Here is a 19,723-nt window from a genome sequence, read left to right on the forward strand (position 1 = left end):
AGAGAGTATTGGGAGCAAGCTGCTACGCCATATGCAATAGCCCTGCCCTCAAGGGGGAAGATCGTTTGCCGGGCGGCGAGGCCCAGCAAACCCTTATCCTCACGGCCGGTTCCTAAGCGCCTCGGCCTCGGCGTAGAACTTCTTTTCCCAGTCCTTGTGGTTATCCAGCCCCTCGCGGATGAAGGGTGTGAACACGGCGAGGTTCATCAGCATCCAGTTGACCAATTTGGCCGGGAAACGGGTCGGCTTGACGAAATCGACAAACAGCACCACGCGGGTCTTGTCGGTGTGGTTCCAGGCCTCGTGCTCATAGGCATCGTCGAAGATCAGCACCTTGCCCTCTTCCCAATGGCAGATCTGGTCCTTGACGCGGATGGCGAGCTGATCGGGCTCGGCCTCGGGCACGATCATGCCGAGATGGAGGCGCAGCACGCCGTTATAGGGACCACGATGGGCCGGCAGGTGCTTGCCGGGCTCGAAGATCGAGAACATCACCGTGGTGAGGCCGGGTATCTTCTGCATCGCCTCCCAGGTCTTCGGGCAGGTCTTGATGTTCTGTTCCGATTTCAGCCCATAGCCGAGCAGGAAGAAGGTCTTCCAGTGGTTGTCGTCGGAGATCGTCTTCACATCGGTCGAGATGTCCTGGAAGCTCGGCAGTTCCGCCTGGCGCAGCAGTATCTTGTCGAGTTCGGCGCGGATCGCGGGCGCTGCCGCCTCGATCTCCTTCGACCACGGGAAGGTGGCGTTATCATAGACCGGCGGGTTGCCGTGGATGGCATATTTCAGATTGAGCTTTTCGGCACAGTTGACGATGCCCATGAAGAAGCGGGTCACCGCGCTCGGCCGTTCCATGGGGGTGATGCCCTCGGTGCCGAAGGTCTGGCCGTGATCGGCGGTTTCAGTCTCTGCTTTTGCCATGACGCCCCCTTTATGCTGTGCATCGGTCCTTCCTGCACGCCAGCAGCATAACATTGTAACAAAAAAGGAAAAAGTGCGGCAGTGAAGGCCGATATCCACGCGTTTTTGCTTGCCAAGCGCACGGGATGCCGAAACATTTGTCTCACCTCTCCTTGCGAGCGATTGATGACACCACGCCAACGCATCATTCCGGTCCGGCGCGAATATAATCGCTGGGTCGCCAACCAGACGCTGGAAGACTACGCGCTGCGCTTCACCGCCAAGAGCGCGCGGCGGTTTTCCTCGAGCCGGATTTCGCAGACCGCGATCGGCGCGATCTCGTTTCTGGCGCTGGAAGCGATCGGCGGCACGATCACGCTCTCCTACGGCACCACCAATGCGTTTTATGCCGCGATCGTCGCCTCCGTCGTGATGCTGCTCGCCGGCCTACCGATCGCGCGCTACGCGATCCGCCACGGCGTCGATATCGATCTTCTGACGCGCGGCGCATCCTTCGGCTATATCGGCTCCACGGTCACCTCGCTGATCTATGCCAGCTTCACCTTCATCCTGTTTGCGATCGAAGCCTCGATCATGTCCGGCGCGCTGAAGCTTGCCTTCGGCATACCGCTGTGGATCAGCTACATCATCTCCGCCGTGGTAGTGATCCCGCTGGTGACCTATGGCGTGCAGATGATCTCGCGGTTCCAGTTGATCACCCAGCCGTTCTGGATCGTGCTCAACATCGCCCCGTTCATCTTCATCGCCTTCATGGATTTTGAGAAATTCGAGTTGTGGCGGGCCTTTGGCGGGTTGAACGCGGCCGCGGCGGAACCGGGCATGGCCGCGCCGTTCACGCTGGCCGGCTTTGCGGCGGCGGCCGGCGTGATCTTCGCGTTGATGCCGCAGATCGGCGAGCAGGTCGACTTCCTGCGCTTTCTGCCCGCGACCGGCAAGCCCAGGCTCCACCACCGGATCGCGATCTTCCTCGCTGGCCCCGGCTGGGTGGTGGTCGGCGTGCCGAAGCTGATGGCGGGGTCGTTTCTGGCGGTGCTGGCGCTTTCCACCGGCATGCCGGCAAGCGAGGCCGCCGATCCCGCCCATATGTATCTGACGGCTTTCGGCTACATGATCCCGAACCAGACGGCGGCGCTGATGCTGATGGCCGCCTTCGTGGTTGTCTCCCAGCTCAAGATCAACGTCATGAATGCCTATGCCGGCTCGCTCGCCTGGTCGAACTTCTTCTCGCGCCTGACGCACAGCCATCCGGGCCGGGTGGTGTGGCTGGTGTTCAATGTCGCGATCGCGCTGCTTTTGATGCAGCTCGGCATCTACCGGCTCTTGGAGGCCTCGCTCAGCGTGTTCTCGATCGTCGCCATGGCCTGGCTGTCGACGATTTCCGCCGATCTGTTCATCAACAAGCCGCTCGGCCTGTCGCCGCCCGGCATCGAGTTCAAGCGCGCCCATCTCTACGACATCAATCCCGTCGGTCTCGGGGCGATGTTCCTCTCCGGCGCGATCGCCCTTGCCGCCCATTTCGGCCTGTTCGGCGCGCTGGCGGTCTCCTTCGCGCCGTTCATCGCCCTTTTCGTCGCGCTTATCGCCTCGCCGGCGCTCGCCTATGCCACCGGCGGGCGTTACTACCTCGCCCGCCGCCAGCGCAAGGGCTGGCAGGAAAAGACGGCGATCACCTGCTCGATCTGCGAACACGCCTTCGAGCCGGAGGATATGGCGTGGTGTCCGGCCTATGCCGGGCCGATCTGCTCGCTGTGCTGTTCACTCGACAGCCGCTGTCACGACCTCTGCAAGCCGAACGCGAAGTTCGAGGCGCAGCTTGGTACCGTCGCCCACAAGCTGCTGCCGGCGCGGATCGTCGCCCAGCTTGCCACAAGGCTCGGGCGCTACGGCATAACGCTCGCGCTGTCGATCACCGCGATCGGCGCGATCCTGGCGATGATCGCCTATCAGACCGCGCGGGCGGCGCCGGAAACCCAGGTGGTGGTCTACAACACCGCGCTGATCGTGTTCTTCGTCTTTGCGCTGATTGCCGGCGTGGTCGCCTGGTTCTTCGTGCTGGCCCAGGACAGTCGCAAGGTCGCCGAGGAAGAATCCTCGCGCCAGACCACGCTGCTGCTCAAGGAAATCGCGGCGCACGAGAAAACCGATGCGGCGTTGCAGGCAGCCAAGGAGGCCGCCGAATCCGCCAACCGCGCCAAGAGCCGCTATGTCGTCGGCCTCTCCCACGAGCTCAGGACGCCGCTCAACGCCGTCTCCGGCTATTCCCAGTTGCTGGAGCGCGACCCGTCGATCCCCGAGGCCCGCCAGCCGGCGATCCAGTCGATCCGGCGCTCCGCCGACTATCTCTCCGGCCTGATCGACGGGCTGCTCGATATTTCCCGGATCGAATCCGGCCGGCTGCAGGTCTATTCCAACGAGATAAATCTCGGCGAGTTCCTCGACCAGATCGTCGATATCTTCGAGACCCAGGCCCGCGCCAAGGGCCTCGCCTTTCGCCACGGGCGCGACCGGAACCTGCCAGCCTATGTCCGCACCGACGAAAAGCGCCTGCGCCAGATCCTGGTCAATCTCCTGTCGAACGCGGTGAAGTTCACCGATACGGGCACGGTGACCTTCGATGCCCGCTATCGCAGCCAGGTGGCCACCTTCACCGTGACCGATACCGGCAGCGGCATCGACGAAAAGCATCTCGGCCGGATCTACGAACCGTTCGAGCGCGGGGGCACACGCGACAAGCCGGGCCTCGGTCTCGGCCTGACGATTACCAAACTTCTGGTCAATACGCTTGGCGGCGATATCACGGTCAAGAGCCGCCCCGGTGAGGGCGCGACCTTCTCGGTGCGGCTGATGCTCGCCTCCGTCGACCGCCCGACGCCCCCGCAAGCCGGCGCGGACACCGGCGTCTATGATGGTCCGCGCCGCACGATCATGGTTGTCGACGACAATGAGGATCACCGCGCGATGATGGCCGATATCCTGCAGCCGCTCGGCTTCAACGTGATGCTGGCCGAAAACGGCGCGGCCTGTCTCGAACAGACCGCAATCGAACCGGCGGACCTGTTCCTGCTCGACATCCGCATGCCCGGCATGAACGGCTGGCAACTGGCAACGGTGCTGCGCGAACGCGGCGTGACGCGGCCGATCATCATGCTCTCCGCCAATATCGGCGATGATGCCGAGATCGGCCACGGCGATGACAGCCATAACGACACGCTGTCCAAGCCCGTCAATCTCAAGCGGCTCAAGGACGTTCTCGGCATGCATCTCGGCCTGACATGGCGGCAAGCGGCGGCTGTTCAGCCGACCAAACCTTCGAAAAAAACGCCGGAGCCGGTCGTTCCGCCCCCGAAACCCGAGCGGGAGGAATTGATCCGTCTGGCGGAGATCGGCTATCACCGGGGCATCAAGGACAAGCTCGCCGCGCATGCCGCCACGCACAAGCCGTTTGTCGAGGAGGCGACGGGTTTCGTCGATCGTTTCGATCTCGACGGCTTCCTGCGTTTCATGAGATCGCTGCCGACCGAAGGGGACGGGAATGGCTGAGCCACAGGAAATCGTGCTGCTCGTCGATGACAGCCCGGATGCTCTGAGTTTCCTGACCGAGGCGCTGGAGGCGTCCGGCTATTCCGTCCTGATCGCGACCTCTGGCGCGAGCGCGCTTTCGATCGTCGAGCGGATCACGCCCGATATCGTGCTGATGGATGCGGTGATGCCCAAGATGGACGGCTTCGAGGCCTGCCGCAGGCTGAAGGCCGGCCCCTCCGCCGAAGCGCCGGTGATCTTCATGACCGGGCTTTCGGAGACCGAGCATATCGTTCACGCGCTGGAATCGGGCGGGGTCGACTACCTCACCAAGCCGATCAATATCGACGAGCTGCGCGCCCGCATCCGCGTCCATCTCGCCAATGCCCGCTCAACCCAGAGCGCGCGGGTGGCGCTGGACGCGACCGGCCGCCACCTGCTGGCTTGCGATGCCGAGGGAGGACTGCGCTGGATGACGCCGCAGGCAAGCCGGCTGATCCACGACGCGGTCGGCGCCGGCGCCGACCTCGGCTTCGTCTCGCGCCAGCTTGCCGGCCGGCTTGCAGGCGGCGAACCGGTGGCCAGCCCCGAGGCGATTCTTCCGATCACCGAAAATGGCAAAAAGCTGTTTCAGCTCGCCTTTCTGGAAAAGACCGGGGCCAGCGAGTATCTGTTCCGCGTCACCCCCGCCAACCCCGTCAGCGACGACGAGGCGCTGCGCAAGGAATTTCCGCTGACCGCGCGCGAGGCCGAGGTTTTGGCCTGGATCGCCAAGGGCAAGACCAACCGCGATATCGGCGATATCCTCGGCCTTTCCACCCGCACGGTGAACAAGCATCTGGAAACGATCTATGTGAAGCTCGGCGTCGAAAACCGCGCCTCGGCGGCCGTCAAGGCGGCCTATGTGCTGCACGGGATGTGAGCGGGGCTGTCTCGGCCGAGGAATCAGCACATAAAAAGGCGCGCAGCTCCCACCGCGCGCCTTTCATCAAAACCGGAGCGTCGTTACTGCCCGAGCCCCTCGAACAGCGCCGTCGACAGATAGCGTTCGGCGAAGGACGGGATGATGACGACGATGGTCTTGCCTTCGTTCTCCGGGCGTGAGCCAATCTCGATGGCCGCCTTCAGGGCGGCGCCGGAGGAAATGCCGACCGGCACGCCTTCAAGGCGGGCCACTTCGCGGGCGAGCGCGAAGGCGTCGTCGTTTTCGACCTGCACGATCTCGTCATAGACCGAGGTATCGAGCACGCCCGGCACGAAGCCAGCGCCGATGCCCTGGATCTTGTGCGGCGCCGGCGAACCGCCGGACAGCACCGGCGAGGCGGTGGGCTCCACGGCCACCACATGCACATCCTTCTTCTTCGCCTTCAGCACCTGGCCGACGCCGGTGATGGTGCCGCCCGTGCCGATGCCGGAGACGAAGATGTCGACATCGCCATTGGTGTCGTTCCAGATTTCCTCGGCCGTGGTGTTGCGGTGGATTTCCGGATTGGCCGGGTTTTCGAACTGCTGCGGGATTACCGCGTTCTCGGTCTCGGCGGCGATTTCCTCCGCCTTTGCGACCGCGCCCTTCATGCCCTTCGGCGGCTCGGTCAGCACCAGTTCCGCGCCGAGCAGCGCCAGCATCTTGCGGCGCTCGATCGACATCGATTCCGGCATGGTGAGGATCAGCCTGTAGCCCTTGGCGGCAGCGGCGAAGGCGAGCGCGATGCCGGTATTGCCCGAGGTCGGCTCGACCAGCACGGATTTGCCGGGGGTGATCTTTCCGGCCTTTTCCAGCGCCTCGATCATGGCGAAGCCGATACGGTCCTTCACCGAGGCGATCGGGTTGAAGAATTCGAGCTTGGCGAGCAGGTTGGCCTTGACGCCATGCTCCTTCGCCAGTTTGTCGAGACGCACGAGCGGCGTATCGCCGATCGTCTCGAGGATGGATCCGTATACCTTCCCGCGTCCGGGCTTGCCGTTCTGTTCCATGACTGTGCTCCCTTGAATCCGTTACAATCTAGGTAGGGTCGAAGGCGACCGAATGCGAGGCACGAACCGGCAATGCGCTCCGGACTTGAGGAATGCAGTTCCAATTATCGCCTCAACGAAGGAATTTCATTTCAAGTCCAGCCTGCCAGCCCGCCCGTCACTGCAAAAACGCGCTGTAGAGCCAGAAACAGGCCCCGCCGACCACGATCGCCACCAGCGTCACCAGGGCGAGCAACCGGCCATATTCCCGCGTGCCGCTGCCATAGGCCAGCACCACCTTGGTGACAAGATTGGCGACTGTCGCCGTCAGCACCGCGATCGCGGCGGTATGGACGGGAACGGCGTTTCCGGCCAGATGCGCTGTCGAAAGCGTGATGGCGTCGAGATCGGGAATGCCGGAGACGAGCGCGATGAACACGATACTCGCCGGCCCGAGCAAACCGACCAGAACCTTGGCGGCGAAGCCGACGACGCCCAGCAGCGCGCCGAACCGCAAGACCGATTGCAGCTCGAACGGATTGGAAAGCTGAAGCTCGGACTTCGCGCCGGCGTTTGGCCTGCTGCGGCTCAGGATGAAACTCGCAAGGATGAAGGCGCAAAGCCCCGGCGCAAGGGCGGCCGCCAGCGGCGCCATCAGAACCGGCGCCACGACCGAGGCAATCACGAAGCAGCGGACCAGCGAAAGCCCGCCGGCGATGGATGCGGCGCCCGCGAGATTGCGCGACAGCGCCGGCTGCCCGACAGAAATGCGCGCGAAGGAGAGCGTCGTTGCCGTTGACGACACGATGCCGCCGGTGGCGCCGGCAAACAGAATGCCGCGCTCCGGCCCGCCAATGCGCATGGCCACATAGCCGGCATAGGAAAGTGCTGCAATCATCACCGTCATCAGCCAGACGGAGAACGGGTTGAACCCGCCCCATGGATCGATCGCGCGGTTGGGCAGAAGCGGCAGCGCCACGAAGCTCATCGTCAAAAGCACGAGCGCCGAACGCAGTTCCACCCATGTCATCGACTTCAGAAAACCGTGGAGCGCGTGGCGGGCGGCCAGCAGCACGGTGGTGACCACCCCGCCGGCGGCCGCCAGCCGCATATCACCCGTGACGGAAACAATGCCGAGCGCGAACACGACCAGCGCCGCGACCACGCTGGTAACGCTGAAATCCTGCCGTGGGCCCGACGCCCGGTATTCGAACACGACGAAGGCGATCGTCAGCCCGGCCGCCAGCATCGCCGGCACCGCCGGGCCGGTCTCGACGCCAAGATAGCCCGCCAGCCCGCCCAGAAGCCCGACCAGCGCAAAGGTGCGGATGCCCGCCACCCGCTGCCCGTCGGCAAGGTCCCGCTCCTGCCAGCCGCGCTCGATCCCGGCCAAGAGCCCGATCGCCAGCGCCAGGCCAATCCGCTGAAACGCCTCCATCATGTCCATCGGCAAGGCCTCCGTGCCGCGTTGCGCCAGCTTTCCGGGAAGCCTACACCACAGGCAAGAATGCGGAAATACGCCGATTTACAGACGCCCGGAAACCGCGCCTCACACGCCCGTCGATCCAAACCCGCCGGCGCCGCGTTTGGTCTCGGTCAGATCGTCGACCACGGTCACCGGCATCTGCGTGACCGGGGCGATGATGACCTGGGCGATGCGCATGCCGCGTTCGATGGTGAAGGCTTCATCGCCGAGATTGACGAGCAGCACCTTCACCTCGCCGCGATAATCGCTGTCGATGGTGCCGGGGGTATTGAGGCAGGTGATGCCGTGCTTGAAGGCGAGGCCGGAGCGCGGGCGGATCTGGGCCTCGAAACCTTGGGGAATTTCGAAGATGAAGCCGGTCGGCACCAGCGCCCGCTTGGCCGGTGCAAGCGTCAGCGGCGCGTCGACGGCGGCGCGGATATCCATGCCGGCGGAACCGGAGGTTTCGTAGGCGGGCGGCTCGATGCCCTCGGCATGTTCCAGGCGTTTCAACTTCAGCGTCATTCTTTTTTCCGTGTCCATCGTGTTTGCGGCCTGCCCCTCTCCTCCGTCATGCTCGGGCTCGACCCGAGCATCTAACCACCTTTGTCGCGAGCAGAGCCTGCGGCTTGTATCAAAAACCGAGCCGCGACACGCCAACGCCCGTCGCATGGAAATGTGCTTGGATCCTCGGGTCAAGCCCGAGGATGACGCCAGAGAGGGTGGAGAGGCAGCATCACAAATCCGTTGTGACGTTGCCTCGCACGCGCCGCGTTTATCTCGCCCGCATCCTTCGCCACCAGAGGCCGACAGGTCAATTGCATCTTGTAGCCCAAATCGCTACATAGGCCGCCATCAACAGGATATTCGACCGATGCCCGAAACGCTTGCCGAGGCGGTTGCCCGCCGCCGCACCTTCGCGATCATCTCGCATCCCGATGCCGGGAAGACCACGCTCACCGAAAAGCTGCTGCTGTTCGGCGGCGCGATCCAGCTTGCCGGCGAGGTGAAGGCGAAGAAGGACCGCATCCAGACCCGGTCCGACTGGATGAAGATCGAGCGCGAACGCGGCATTTCGGTGGTCACCTCGGTGATGACCTTCGAATATGACAACACCGTCTACAACCTGCTCGACACGCCCGGCCACGAGGACTTCGCCGACGACACCTATCGCACGCTGACGGCGGTGGATGCCGCGATCATGGTGATTGACGCCGCCAAGGGCATCGAGCCCCGGACGCTGAAACTGTTCGAGGTCTGCCGGCTGCGCGATATTCCGATCATCACCTTCGTCAACAAGATGGACCGCGAGGCCCGCGACACGTTCGAAATCCTCGAGGAAGTGCAGGAAAAGCTCGCGCTCGACACCGTGCCGATGACATGGCCGATCGGCCAGGGAAAGAGCTTCGCCGGCACCTATCACCTGAAGGACAGCGCGGTGCGCTATGGCGACAGCCAGACCGAACTGATCAGGGTGAACGGCCCGGAAGTCGTGTCGGAGAAGCTGCCGGAGCATGAGCGTCAGGACTGGGCGGAAATGGCCGAGCTTGCCATTGACGGCTATCCCGCCTTCGACCGGCAGGCGTTTCTGGAAGGCCATATGACGCCGGTCTATTTCGGCTCGGCGCTGCGGAACAACGGCGTGCGCGATCTGATCCACGCGCTTTCCGATTTCGCGCCCGCGCCGCGCGCGCAGGTGGCCGACAAGCGCACCGTGGAGGCAACGGATCCGAAGATGAGCGCCTTCGTGTTCAAGATCCAGGCCAATATGGACCCGAACCACCGGGACCGCATCGCCTTCGTGCGCGTGTGCTCCGGCACGCTGACGCGCGGCATGAAGGCGCGGCTTGCCCGCACCGGCAAGCAGATGGGCCTCACCGCCCCGCAATTCTTCTTCGCCTCGCAGCGCCAGCTTGCCGATACGGCCTATGCCGGCGATGTCGTCGGCATCCCGAACCACGGCGCGCTCCGCATCGGCGACACGCTGACCGATGGCGAGGCGCTGGTGTTCCAGGGCGTGCCGAATTTCGCGCCGGAAATCCTCCGCCGCGTGCGGCTGGAAGACGCGATGAAGGCCAAGAAGCTGAAGGAAGCCCTGCAGCAGATGGCCGAGGAAGGCGTGGTGCAGTTGTTCACGCCCGAGGACGGCTCGCCGGCGATCGTGGGCGTCGTCGGCGCGCTGCAGCTCGACGTGCTGAAGGAGCGGCTGAAGGCGGAATACGGCCTGCCGGTGTCGTTCGAGATGGCGCGGTTTTCCGTCTGCCGCTGGATTTCGGCCGAGAAGACCGCCGATCTGGAAAAATTCATCTCCGGCCGGCGCGGGGACATCGCCCGCGACCTCGACGGCGATCCGGTGTTCATGGCGCAGGACGGCTTCTCGCTGAATTACGAAAGCGAGCGGGCGCCCGAGATCAGGATGATCGCGATCAAGGAATATCATCAGGCAAAGGCGGCCTGACATGGCGGACAAGGAGACGATCGGCATTTGCGGCATGGGCCGCATGGGCACCGCCATGGCGCGCCGGCTTTCCGCCTATGGTTTTCCGCTGGTGGTCTGGTCGCGCGGCGGCGTTTCGATGGAGCTTGCCTCCGAGACCCATGCCGAGGTCGCGCTGAACCCGGCAACGCTCGCCCGCAAGGCCGATATCATTCTCACCTCGCTGATCGACGATGCGGCGGTGGAGGCGGTGCTCGACGCACTGCTGACCACCTCGCTTCCCGGCAAGCTGGTGGTTGAGACCTCGACCGTCAGCCCCGCTTTGCTGAAGCGCTATTCGGCGGGCATCAAGGCCAAGGGCGGCAGCGCCATCGACGCGCCGATCTCCGGCGGTCCGGAACTGGTGATTTCCGGCAAGGCCGGGCTCTATATCGGCGGCGCGGATGTCGATTTCGAACGCTTCATGCCGGTTGCCGACACGCTCTCCGACCGCATTCACCACACCGGCCCGCTCGGCACCGGCGCAGCGGCCAAGATCGTCAATAACATGGTGCTTTGCGGCTATTGGGAAGTGTTGCGCGAGGCGCTGATGACCGGCAAACGCGCCGGCCTCAGCCTCGACAAGATGCTCGATATGCTGATGACCAGCCCCGCCGGCACGCCAGCGCTGAAGGCCCGCGCCCCGCGCATTCGCGGCCATGACAGGAGCGTGGGTTTTCCCGTGCACGGCGCGGTGAAGGATGCCACACTGTTTGCAAGCGTCGCCGACAGCTACGATGTCGATACGCCGGCGATCGACGCGGCCCTTGCCAGCTACAAGGCCTGCCTTGAAAGCGGCAGCGGCGACGAAGACCTCTCGGCGATGCTGCGGATGGCGCTGTCGCAGGATTGACGACTTATTCAGTTGCGTTGCCCGGAAGCGCAGTAACCTCGTCAAGCCAGGGAACCGCCGAGCGACACCAGATCTGCCGTTTCGGCGGCAAAACATCGCGCTGGTCGATCATGCCCCAGCGGATCCCCCAATCGTCTTCATCGGCCCCTTCGCCGCCGGTAAACAGCGGCGAGCCGCAGTCTTCGCAGAAAAACTGCTCGCGTTTGCGTCCGCTCTCGGCCATTTTCCAATAGCTGCGGGTTACGCCGGATGTGATCTCGACATCGGCACGGGGCACGAGAGCGGTGGTGCGATAGGGCGAGCCGCTCAGGCGCTGACAATCGGTGCAATGGCAGATCACCACAGCGTCCGGATCGATTTCGGCTTCGAAGCGGACCTTGCCGCAATAGCATCCGCCGGTGATCTTCATGCGAACTCCGTTTCTTGAAGGTTCATCACCGTCGCACGAAGACAGGCGGCGAGACAACGGCCACGGACTTGAAGAATTTTGAAGCAGGCATCACATCTGCTGAACAGATGATCGGAGAAATTGGCCATGAACATCGGACAGGCTGCGAAACAATCGGGACTGCCGCCCAAGACCATCCGCTATTACGAGGAAATCGGCCTTGTCGTCGCAGACCGGGCCGAGAACGGCTATCGCGATTATTCCGCCAACCATGTCCACCGGCTGAATTTCATTCACCGTTCGCGCGATCTCGGCTTTTCGGTCGAGGAGTGCCGTCTGCTGCTGTCGCTCTATGACGACGACGCCCGCGAAAGCGCCGAAGTGAAGGCGCTAGCGACCGCCAAGATCGCGGAGATCGACGAGAAGCTCGCACGCCTCGCCGGCCTGAAGGCGACCCTCCAGCACCTCGCCGATCATTGCCATGGCGACCACCGGCCGGACTGCCCGATCCTGGAGGAACTTTCCTCGGGCAGTTGCTGCAAATGAGGGCTTACCGCGTCGGCACCGGCTCCTCGCCGCGATAATCGTAGAACCCGCGCCCGGATTTGCGGCCGAGCCAGCCGGCGTCGACATATTTCACCAGCAGCGGACACGGGCGATATTTATTGTCGGCCAAGCCTTCATGCAGCATCTGCATGCCCGAAAGGCAGGTATCAAGACCGATGAAATCGGCAAGCTCAAGCGGCCCCATCGGGTGGCGGGCGCCGAGCTTCATCGCGGTATCGATGTGGTCGACGGTCCCGACGCCTTCATAAAGAACATAGATCGCCTCGTTGATCATCGGCAGCAGGATGCGGTTGACGATGAAGGCCGGGAAGTCCTCCGAAACGGTCGGCGTCTTGCCGAGCGCGCGCACGAATTCCCGCGCCGTTTCAAAGGTCGCCTCCTCGGTGGCGATGCCGCGCACCAGTTCCACAAGTTCCATCACCGGCACCGGGTTCATGAAATGCACGCCCATGAACCGCTCCGGCCGATCGGTGGCGGCGGCAAGCCGGGTGATCGAAAAGGACGAGGTATTGCTGGCAAGCAGGGTTTCCGGCTTCAGGATCGGGCAAAGTTTCGCGTAAAGCGCCCGCTTTTCCGCCTCGTCCTCGGTGATCGCCTCGATCACGATATCGGCGGAGGCAAGGTCCTGGAGGTCGGACGAGGCGGTGATCAGCTTCAGCGCCTTCTTGCGGTCGTCATCGCTAAGCTTGCCGGAGGTGACCTGTCGCGCCAGATTGCCGTTGATGGTGGCAAGCCCGCGCTCGATCTGCTGCTGTCCGGCGTCGATCAGGTGGACGTCGTAGCCGGCGACTGCGCAGACATGGGCGACGCCGCAGCCCATGGCCCCGGCGCCGATCACACCGACGCGCTTGATAGTATCGGCCATCTCGCACTCCCTCGTTCCTCGTCTTTCGGCCACCGCAGGCGGCCCCGGACTTTGATAAAGCCTCGGGTGCGGTTTTTCCAGTGCCTTGCGGCGGACCGCCCGACCGCGCCACAAAGCGCGGGAATATCCGCCCGCCCCCTGTTGTCGCCCCGAAAAACCCGCTAGAGCCTGACGGACAGGAACGACAGGCGGAAACATGCAGACGCGACGCATCGCAATCTTCGGCGCGACCGGCTCCATCGGTATCAACACGCTCGATGTCATCGCCCAGCTTGGCGGACGGGACGCCTTCGAGATCACCGCAGTGACCGGTAATTCGAATGTCGAGGCGCTCGCCCGGCTCGCGATCGAACACGGCGCCGCCATGGCTGTCACCGCTGATGAAAGCCGCTATGACGACCTGAAGCAAGAACTTTCCGGCACCGGCATCGAAGCCGCTTCGGGCGCCAGCGGTCTCGATGAGGCGGCCAGCTGCAACAATGACATCGTGATGGCCGCGATCGTCGGCACGGCCGGGCTCGCCCCGACGCTGAAGGCGGCTGCCGCCGGCGCTGATATCGCGCTTGCCAACAAGGAATGCCTGGTTTCCGCCGGTCCGCTGTTCATGGACGCGGTGAAACGCGGCGGCGGCATGCTGATCCCGGTCGACAGCGAGCATTCCGCGATCTTCCAGGTGTTTGAGGAAAACCAGCGCCGCGCGCTCGACCGGGTGATCATCACCGCATCCGGCGGCCCGTTCCGTCAGATGTCGCTGGACGAGATGCGTCATGTCGATGCGGCCACCGCGCGCGCTCATCCCAACTGGTCGATGGGTCTGAAAATCTCGATCGACAGCGCTTCGATGTTCAACAAGGCGCTGGAAATGATCGAGGCGCAGCATCTGTTCGACCTTGCACCCGGACAGGTGGAGGTGGTGGTCCACCCCCAGTCTATCATCCATTCCATGGTCGGTTACGCCGATGGCTCGATCCTCGCCCAGCTCGGCGCGCCCGACATGCGCACCGCCATCGGCTATGCGCTCGCCTACCCCGAGCGCCGCCCGCTTTCGGTGGAAAGGCTGGATTTCGCCAAGCTTGCGCGGCTGGATTTCGAAGCGCCCGACGAGACCCGCTTCCCGGCACTGAAGCTTGCACGGCGTGCCATGGAGCGCGGCGGGCTGCAGGGCGCGGTGCTGAACGGCGCCAAGGAAGTCGCGCTCGAAGCCTTCATCGAAGGCCGCTGCGGCTTTCTGGAAATGGCGGAAATCACCGAAGCCGTGATGGCGGAGATGGACAATCTCCCCGCCGCGACGACGATCGATGACGTCTACCAGGCCGACAGCGAAGCGCGACGGCGCGCAGCCAGCCTGCTCAGGCGTTAAAAAGCGCCCGCCATATTTCTCCGGGGAAGGCACCGTTGCATCCTTCGACAGCGGTGTTCGTCATGATGACGGCCGCCGTGCCGGTTGCCGGGTCCAGAGCCCAGCAATTGCCGTAGACCCCGCCCCAGGTCACGGCCCCTTCCGGCAGGGCCGTTCCGGCTTCAGCCGGATTGACGACAACCGATCCGACATAGCCGAATGTCTTGCCTGGCCTAACGGCCAGAGCCCCGGTCTGCGTGGAAAGCGCCGCCCTGGCGGTCTCCGGCGTCAACAGACCGTGCGGACGGAGAAGATCCTGCAACAGTCTCAGGAAATCGCCGGCCGTCCCCGCCATCCCGGCGCCACCGGACTGGTAGGCGCGGGGGTTGAAGATGCGCGCCGGCTCGAACGTGAAGGCGATGCCGTCTGCGTCATGCACCGTATGGCGCGTGCCCATGCGCTCCGGCTCGGGCGTGCCGTCCCCATAGGGCGTTGCCAGCCGTCGCGGGTCGGTGACGGAAAACCGCGTGTCGTCCATGCCGAGCGGGTCGGCCACATGTTGCCGGATAACGGCTTCCAGCTCGACCCCGGCGACAGAAGACAGCATCGCGCCGAGAATGTCGATCGCCACGGAATAGGCCCATGCCGTGCCGGGCGCAAAGGCGAGCGGAAAATGGTTCAGCCTGGAAAAATTCTGCTCGAAGGTAAGATCGGTATCGGTGAGACCCGTATTCACCGTTTCGCCGGGCGGCAGTTGGCCGGCGCCGCCGGTATAATCCAGTCCGGCCGTATGGGTGAGGAGGTGACGAACGCGGATATCGGCGGGCGCGCCATCCGGGCCGGTTGGTTGAAACCAGGGCAGATAATCGCTCACTTTGTCATCAAGCGAAAACAACCCCTTCTCCATCATCACCAGAGCCGTCGTCGCGACAATCGGCTTGGTGACGGAGGCAAGGCGGAAAATCGTATCTGCGGCAACAGGTTGCCCGCTTTCGCGATCGGCGAGACCGGCGGCGCGGGAAAAGATGAGTTCATCGCCGCGCGCAACCATGACGACGGCGCCCATGATTCGCTTCTCGCCGATGGCCATGTCGATGGCCGCGTTTACACGTGTTTCAATTGTCATGACGAAGGTCTCCGCTACGGTTTTGCCAGAGCAGAACGCCGGAGGCCGAAAACTTCAAGAAAAAAGCGGGCCGTGTTCCGCCCGCTTCTGAAAAAATCGTCCCGGCGCGGGTGCTGCCGCCATCAGGCGACGGCGCGCGCCAGAGCACACTGCGACCACAGCGAATGCAGCGCCGAAACAAGGTGGTCCATGTCGGCATCGGTGTGCAGCGGGGTCGGCGTGAAGCGCAGGCGCTCGGTCTTGCGCGGCACGGTCGGATAGTTGATCGGCTGGACATAGACGCCGAAATCGTCGAGCAGAATGTCCGAAATCCACTTGCACTTGGAGGCGTCGCCCACCATCACCGGCACGATATGGCTCGGATTCGGCATATGCGGAATGCCCTGGCGGTCGAGCTTGGCGCGCAGCGTATCGACCCGTTCGCGATGGCGGGTCCGCTCGATCTGGCTGACCTTGAGGTGACGGATCGATGCGACGGCACCGGCGGCAAGCGCCGGCGGCAGCGCGGTGGTGAAGATGAAGCCCGAGGCGAAGGAGCGGATGAAATCGACGACCGCCTTCGACCCGGTGATATAGCCGCCCATGACGCCGAAGGCCTTGCCGAGCGTGCCCTCGATAATCGTGATCCTGTCCATCAGCCCCTCGCGTTCGGCAACGCCGCCGCCGCGCGGGCCATACATGCCGACGGCATGGACCTCGTCGAGATAGGTCATCGCGCCGTATTTGTCGGCGAGATCGCAGATTTCCTTGATGGGAGCGATGTCGCCATCCATCGAATAGACCGATTCGAAGGCGATCAGCTTCGGCGCATCCGGATCGGCGGCCTTCAGCTTGGCCTCGAGATCGTTCAGGTCATTGTGGCGGAAGATCGCCCGTGCCGATTTGCCGTGGCGGATGCCCTCGATCATCGAGGCGTGGTTGAGCGCGTCGGAGAAGATGATCAGGCCTGGAATCTTTTCGCCCAGCGTGCCGAGCGTCGCCCAGTTGGAGACATAGCCCGAGGTGAAGATCAGGGCTGCTTCCTTGTGGTGGAGATCGGCCAGTTCCTGCTCAAGCTGGACGTGGTAGTAATTGGTGCCGGAAATATTGCGGGTGCCGCCGGCCCCTGCCCCGCAAGCCTCGATCGCCTCCTGCATGGCGGCGATCACGGTGGGACACTGGCCCATGCCGAGATAATCGTTGGAACACCAGACGGTGACGTTGGAGGCGGCGCCATCCTTGAACCGGGAGGCGCGCGGGAATTCGCCGCGATGGCGCTTCAGTTCGGCGAAAACGCGGTAGCGGCCCTCATCATGCAGTTCCGCCAGCTCGTTTTTGAAGAATGCTTCGAAATCCATTACCCAGATGCTCCACCACCGGCCTTGTTGTTTTTGACAAGTTTCGACGAAGATCGCTCCCCGTCAACCCGCATCGCGGCCTGTTTCCTGTCCTGCGACAATCAGCCCTTAGTTTGAACTATTCCAAACTTTACCTACGCGCAACCGCCTCGGCAAAACTTGATCAGGGTCAATTTGCCGCACAGATTCGGATTTTTCAGAAATATGGAACATATCAATTCCCCGGACATTAACCATCTACCTAAGGCGTAATAGGCCGGCGCAAGACCTTTTTGCTTTTCGCCGGAACGCTATTCGGGTATGTGTTGGAAGAGCGGCCGCAGGCTGCATGTGAGGGACGGCGGCGATCAGGTCCGGGACAATGGAGCGGTCGGATCGCGGCGGAACCAAAGCGCAAAAGGTGATGAGGGAATCATGAAAAAGATTTTTGCAGGAATTGTGATCGGCGTTGCTTCGCTTGCGGCAACGGCCTGCACGCCCACCCAGGAAGGTGCGGCCATCGGCGCCGGCACCGGCGCCCTGGTCGGCACGGCGATTGACGGCGGCGGCCTCGGCGGCGCGCTCGTTGGCGGCGCGATTGGCGCTGGCGCCGGTGCTCTTGTTGGCCGCGCGGTCGAGAACCAGCCCGGCAAGTGCTACTATCGTGACCGCTACGGTCGCGAATACACCGACGATTGCCCCCCCGGCTACCGGTAAGAAACAGGGCCGCCGCCTCAAAAGGAGGCGGCCCCGCCAAGGCGCGTCAATTGCGGCGATTGTCCATGGCAAACGAGACCCGACATACAGCGACCGTAACCAACGGTTAATGCTGTTGCCGGGTTTTCGGTTTTCTTGGGCTATGCATTTGGAAACCTGCTAATATTTTATCGCATATGTAATTTTTAGCGATCCGGTTCGAGTTGAAGATGGTACCCCGTTCAAAACGGCAAAGTTCAGGAATATCCCGCGCGCTCAAGCTGCTGCCGGCGATATTCGTTGCGATCTTCGCCGCCGGCGGCGAGGCACAGGCGTTCAGCCTGTTCGGCATCCATCTCTGGGGCGAGGAGGAAGTTGACATCTCCTCCATCCAGGACCCCGTCCACTATACCGTCACCTTCAGCGTGACCGGCGGCGACAGCGAGCTGGAAAGCTTCCTGCGCAGACGCTCGGCGCTGGTCAGCGACGAGCGCCAGCCCGTCGACGGCGATCTCGGCGTGCTGGTGAAGGCGCGCGATGACCTGCAGATTCTCGTCGGCTCGCTGTTCGAGAAGGCCTATTATGGCGGTCTGGTGAACATCACCGTCAACGGACAGTCGATCGAGGATATCGTCGGCCTGCCCGATTTCGGGCGTGAGGACCCGGTGCCCGTAAACGTCTCGATCGAGGCCGGGCCGATGTTCACCTTCGCGCGGATTAACCTCGAAGGCGCGCCGGCAAGCTTCAACCCCGCAAAGCTCGATCTCGTGGCCGGGAAGCCGGCCTATTCGACAACCATCCTTGCGGCCGCCCGCGAGATCACCACCGAGCTCAAGGACCAGGGTCATCCGTTTGCGACCATCACCCGGCGCGAAGTGATCGCCGATCACGCCAACTCCACAGTCGATGTCGACATCCGCGCCGAGGACGGACCAGTCGCCGATCTGGGGTCGATCGCGGTGAAAGGCTCAGAAGCCGTCGAGCCCGATTTCATCCGGCGCTATTCGCGACTGAAGCCCGGCGAGCAGTATTCGCCCGAGCAGCTCACCGCCGCCGCCAACCGGCTGCGCTCGCTGAACACGTTCGATTCGGTGACGATCACCACCGCGAGCGCGCTGGACGATGACGGCCAGCTTCCGACGACAATCACGGTGCGCGACGGCAAGTTTCGTTACTTTGGCTTTGGCGCAACCGTATCCTCGATCGACGGCCTGGGGCTGGAAGGCTATTGGGGCCACCGCAACCTGTTCGGCCAGGCCGAGGGACTGCGGCTTGAAGCCGGCGTGTCGCGGATCGGAGCGTCGGACGATTACGGCGTCAACTCGCTCGATCTCGCCGGCGGCATCACCTTCACCAAGCCCGGCCTGTTCCACCCGTCCGGCATGTTTACAGCAAGCCTGCTGACCGCGACGGAGAACCCGGACGCCTATAACGCGAAATCCGTCGCCGGCAGCGTCAGCTACACCTATGAGCAGAACGAGTACAACACGATCAGCGCCGGCCTGACGCTCGACTATTCCCACATCAAGGACGCCTTCGGCACCGAGGACTACCTGACCTTCTCCGCGCCGATCGGCTTCGACCGCGACACGAGGAACGACCCGCTGAACCCGACCGAGGGCATCTACCTGATCACCACGGCAGAGCCTTCCTATGATTTCCTGGGCGGCAATTTCTTCTCGTCCTTCGATGCCGTCGGCTCCACCTATTTTTCGGTGGGCGAGGATGACCGGTTTACGCTTGCCGCGCGCGTCGGGGCCGGCACCATCGTCGGCGGCGGCGACCTCAAGGACATTCCCGCAAACGACCGGTTCTATGCCGGCGGCGGCGGCAGCGTGCGCGGCTATGCCTATAAGTCGATCTCGCCGCGGCTCGCCAATGGCGATGAAACCGGCGGCCGCTCCTATGTCGAGGCGACGCTGGAGGCCCGCATCGGCGTGACCGAGAACATCCAGGTCGTGCCGTTCATCGATGCAGCCGATGTTTCCGCCGACCAGTTCCCCGACTTTTCCGATATCCGCGCCGGCGCCGGCATCGGGGTGCGGTATCTGACCGGCTTCGGCCCGATCCGCCTCGATGTCGCCGTTCCGCTCAACCGCTATCCCGGCGGCGACCATTACGGCATCTATGCCGGTATCGGACAGAGTTTTTAGTCACCTCCTTGCAATTGACGATGCATTCATGCCTTTCATGGCATGATTGGAAAAACGCGCAAATCGCTCTAAATGCTTAAGGAAAATTG

General features: G+C 63.3%; 16 protein-coding genes. 8 read left to right on the top strand and 8 right to left on the bottom strand.

All coding sequences use genetic code 11. The features are described from left to right. Positions 1–99: 99 nt before the first annotated feature. A complete protein-coding gene (locus K7H91_RS15025; RefSeq protein ID WP_230721084.1) occupies positions 100–918 on the bottom strand; it encodes an aspartyl/asparaginyl beta-hydroxylase domain-containing protein in 819 nt (272 codons plus the stop codon). Positions 919–1,083: 165 nt separating this feature from the next. Between K7H91_RS15025 and K7H91_RS15030 the strand changes: the two genes are divergently transcribed. After that, positions 1,084–4,458: an ATP-binding protein gene (locus tag K7H91_RS15030; protein WP_230721085.1), complete on the top strand. Its 3,375-nt coding sequence runs from the start codon at positions 1,084–1,086 to the stop codon at positions 4,456–4,458. Beyond that, positions 4,451–5,359, top strand: a complete 909-nt coding sequence (locus K7H91_RS15035; protein ID WP_230721086.1) for a response regulator — start codon at positions 4,451–4,453, stop codon at positions 5,357–5,359. The genes K7H91_RS15030 and K7H91_RS15035 overlap by 8 nt, the downstream gene beginning before the upstream one ends. An 83-nt stretch (positions 5,360–5,442) precedes the next feature. On the opposite strand, the gene cysK is transcribed toward K7H91_RS15035, so the two are convergent. The 3 genes from cysK to dut form a co-directional block, all read right to left on the bottom strand. Then, complete coding sequence (cysK, locus tag K7H91_RS15040; protein ID WP_230721087.1) at positions 5,443–6,411, bottom strand: cysteine synthase A; 969 nt, start codon at positions 6,409–6,411, stop codon at positions 5,443–5,445. Between the two features lie 157 nt (positions 6,412–6,568). After that, on the bottom strand, positions 6,569–7,837 hold the full coding sequence (locus K7H91_RS15045) for an MgtC/SapB family protein (RefSeq protein ID WP_230721088.1): 1,269 nt from the start codon (positions 7,835–7,837) through the stop codon (positions 6,569–6,571). Between the two features lie 102 nt (positions 7,838–7,939). Beyond that, entirely contained in the window at positions 7,940–8,398 is a 459-nt protein-coding gene (gene dut, locus K7H91_RS15050) for a dUTP diphosphatase (RefSeq protein ID WP_230721089.1), read from the bottom strand. 331 nt (positions 8,399–8,729) lie between these two features. Here dut and K7H91_RS15055 point away from each other — a divergent pair, with 331 nt between their 5' ends. Both K7H91_RS15055 and K7H91_RS15060 read left to right on the top strand, forming a co-directional pair. Further along, positions 8,730–10,313, top strand: coding sequence for a peptide chain release factor 3 (locus tag K7H91_RS15055; protein ID WP_230721090.1), 1,584 nt, complete (start codon positions 8,730–8,732; stop codon positions 10,311–10,313). Position 10,314: 1 nt separating this feature from the next. Then, a complete protein-coding gene (locus K7H91_RS15060) occupies positions 10,315–11,184 on the top strand; it encodes an NAD(P)-dependent oxidoreductase (protein WP_230721091.1) in 870 nt (289 codons plus the stop codon). Positions 11,185–11,188: 4 nt separating this feature from the next. Here K7H91_RS15060 and K7H91_RS15065 read toward each other — a convergent pair whose 3' ends face one another. Then, positions 11,189–11,593 (bottom strand): GFA family protein, encoded by a 405-nt coding sequence (locus K7H91_RS15065; RefSeq protein ID WP_230721092.1) that lies wholly within the window; start codon positions 11,591–11,593, stop codon positions 11,189–11,191. Positions 11,594–11,719: 126 nt separating this feature from the next. Between K7H91_RS15065 and cueR the strand changes: the two genes are divergently transcribed. Beyond that, entirely contained in the window at positions 11,720–12,118 is a 399-nt protein-coding gene (gene cueR / locus K7H91_RS15070; RefSeq protein ID WP_230721093.1) for a Cu(I)-responsive transcriptional regulator, read from the top strand. A 4-nt stretch (positions 12,119–12,122) separates the two neighbouring features. Here cueR and K7H91_RS15075 read toward each other — a convergent pair whose 3' ends face one another. After that, positions 12,123–13,004: a 3-hydroxybutyryl-CoA dehydrogenase gene (locus tag K7H91_RS15075; protein WP_230721094.1), complete on the bottom strand. Its 882-nt coding sequence runs from the start codon at positions 13,002–13,004 to the stop codon at positions 12,123–12,125. Between the two features lie 196 nt (positions 13,005–13,200). On the opposite strand from K7H91_RS15075, the gene dxr reads away from it, so the two are divergent. Next, positions 13,201–14,364, top strand: coding sequence for a 1-deoxy-D-xylulose-5-phosphate reductoisomerase (gene dxr, locus K7H91_RS15080; protein ID WP_230721095.1), 1,164 nt, complete (start codon positions 13,201–13,203; stop codon positions 14,362–14,364). Here dxr and K7H91_RS15085 read toward each other — a convergent pair. Further along, positions 14,354–15,469 carry a serine hydrolase domain-containing protein gene (locus K7H91_RS15085; RefSeq protein ID WP_230721096.1) on the bottom strand — a complete coding sequence of 372 codons (1,116 nt, stop codon included), beginning with the start codon at positions 15,467–15,469 and terminating at the stop codon, positions 14,354–14,356. The two genes, dxr and K7H91_RS15085, sit on opposite strands and share 11 nt — an antisense overlap. A 122-nt stretch (positions 15,470–15,591) precedes the next feature. Continuing rightward, positions 15,592–16,806 carry a 5-aminolevulinate synthase gene (gene hemA / locus K7H91_RS15090; RefSeq protein WP_230721097.1) on the bottom strand — a complete coding sequence of 405 codons (1,215 nt, stop codon included), beginning with the start codon at positions 16,804–16,806 and terminating at the stop codon, positions 15,592–15,594. A 414-nt stretch (positions 16,807–17,220) separates the two neighbouring features. Between hemA and K7H91_RS15095 the strand changes: the two genes are divergently transcribed. Together K7H91_RS15095 and K7H91_RS15100 are read left to right on the top strand one after the other, a co-directional pair. After that, positions 17,221–17,502: a glycine zipper domain-containing protein gene (locus tag K7H91_RS15095; protein WP_230721098.1), complete on the top strand. Its 282-nt coding sequence runs from the start codon at positions 17,221–17,223 to the stop codon at positions 17,500–17,502. Between the two features lie 209 nt (positions 17,503–17,711). Next, positions 17,712–19,634, top strand: coding sequence for an autotransporter assembly complex protein TamA (locus tag K7H91_RS15100; RefSeq protein WP_230721099.1), 1,923 nt, complete (start codon positions 17,712–17,714; stop codon positions 19,632–19,634). The last annotated feature ends 89 nt before the right edge of the window (positions 19,635–19,723 follow it).

The organism is Martelella mediterranea, from assembly GCF_021021415.1.
GTDB classification, from domain to species: domain Bacteria; phylum Pseudomonadota; class Alphaproteobacteria; order Rhizobiales; family Rhizobiaceae; genus Martelella; species Martelella mediterranea_C.

Bases quoted from the DNA above. Each gene is read 5' to 3' on its own strand.
- hemA (WP_230721097.1), bottom strand. From the start codon at position 16,806: ATGGATTTCGAAGCATTCTTCAAAAACGAGCTGGCGGAACTGCATGAT.
- K7H91_RS15095 (WP_230721098.1), top strand. From the start codon at position 17,221: ATGAAAAAGATTTTTGCAGGAATTGTGATCGGCGTTGCTTCGCTTGCG.
- K7H91_RS15055 (WP_230721090.1), top strand. From the start codon at position 8,730: ATGCCCGAAACGCTTGCCGAGGCGGTTGCCCGCCGCCGCACCTTCGCG.
- K7H91_RS15075 (WP_230721094.1), bottom strand. From the start codon at position 13,004: ATGGCCGATACTATCAAGCGCGTCGGTGTGATCGGCGCCGGGGCCATG.
- K7H91_RS15045 (WP_230721088.1), bottom strand. From the start codon at position 7,837: ATGGACATGATGGAGGCGTTTCAGCGGATTGGCCTGGCGCTGGCGATC.
- dut (WP_230721089.1), bottom strand. From the start codon at position 8,398: ATGGACACGGAAAAAAGAATGACGCTGAAGTTGAAACGCCTGGAACAT.
- K7H91_RS15025 (WP_230721084.1), bottom strand. From the start codon at position 918: ATGGCAAAAGCAGAGACTGAAACCGCCGATCACGGCCAGACCTTCGGC.
- K7H91_RS15100 (WP_230721099.1), top strand. From the start codon at position 17,712: ATGGTACCCCGTTCAAAACGGCAAAGTTCAGGAATATCCCGCGCGCTC.
- K7H91_RS15085 (WP_230721096.1), bottom strand. From the start codon at position 15,469: ATGACAATTGAAACACGTGTAAACGCGGCCATCGACATGGCCATCGGC.
- K7H91_RS15030 (WP_230721085.1), top strand. From the start codon at position 1,084: ATGACACCACGCCAACGCATCATTCCGGTCCGGCGCGAATATAATCGC.
- dxr (WP_230721095.1), top strand. From the start codon at position 13,201: ATGCAGACGCGACGCATCGCAATCTTCGGCGCGACCGGCTCCATCGGT.
- K7H91_RS15060 (WP_230721091.1), top strand. From the start codon at position 10,315: ATGGCGGACAAGGAGACGATCGGCATTTGCGGCATGGGCCGCATGGGC.
- K7H91_RS15065 (WP_230721092.1), bottom strand. From the start codon at position 11,593: ATGAAGATCACCGGCGGATGCTATTGCGGCAAGGTCCGCTTCGAAGCC.
- K7H91_RS15035 (WP_230721086.1), top strand. From the start codon at position 4,451: ATGGCTGAGCCACAGGAAATCGTGCTGCTCGTCGATGACAGCCCGGAT.
- cueR (WP_230721093.1), top strand. From the start codon at position 11,720: ATGAACATCGGACAGGCTGCGAAACAATCGGGACTGCCGCCCAAGACC.
- cysK (WP_230721087.1), bottom strand. From the start codon at position 6,411: ATGGAACAGAACGGCAAGCCCGGACGCGGGAAGGTATACGGATCCATC.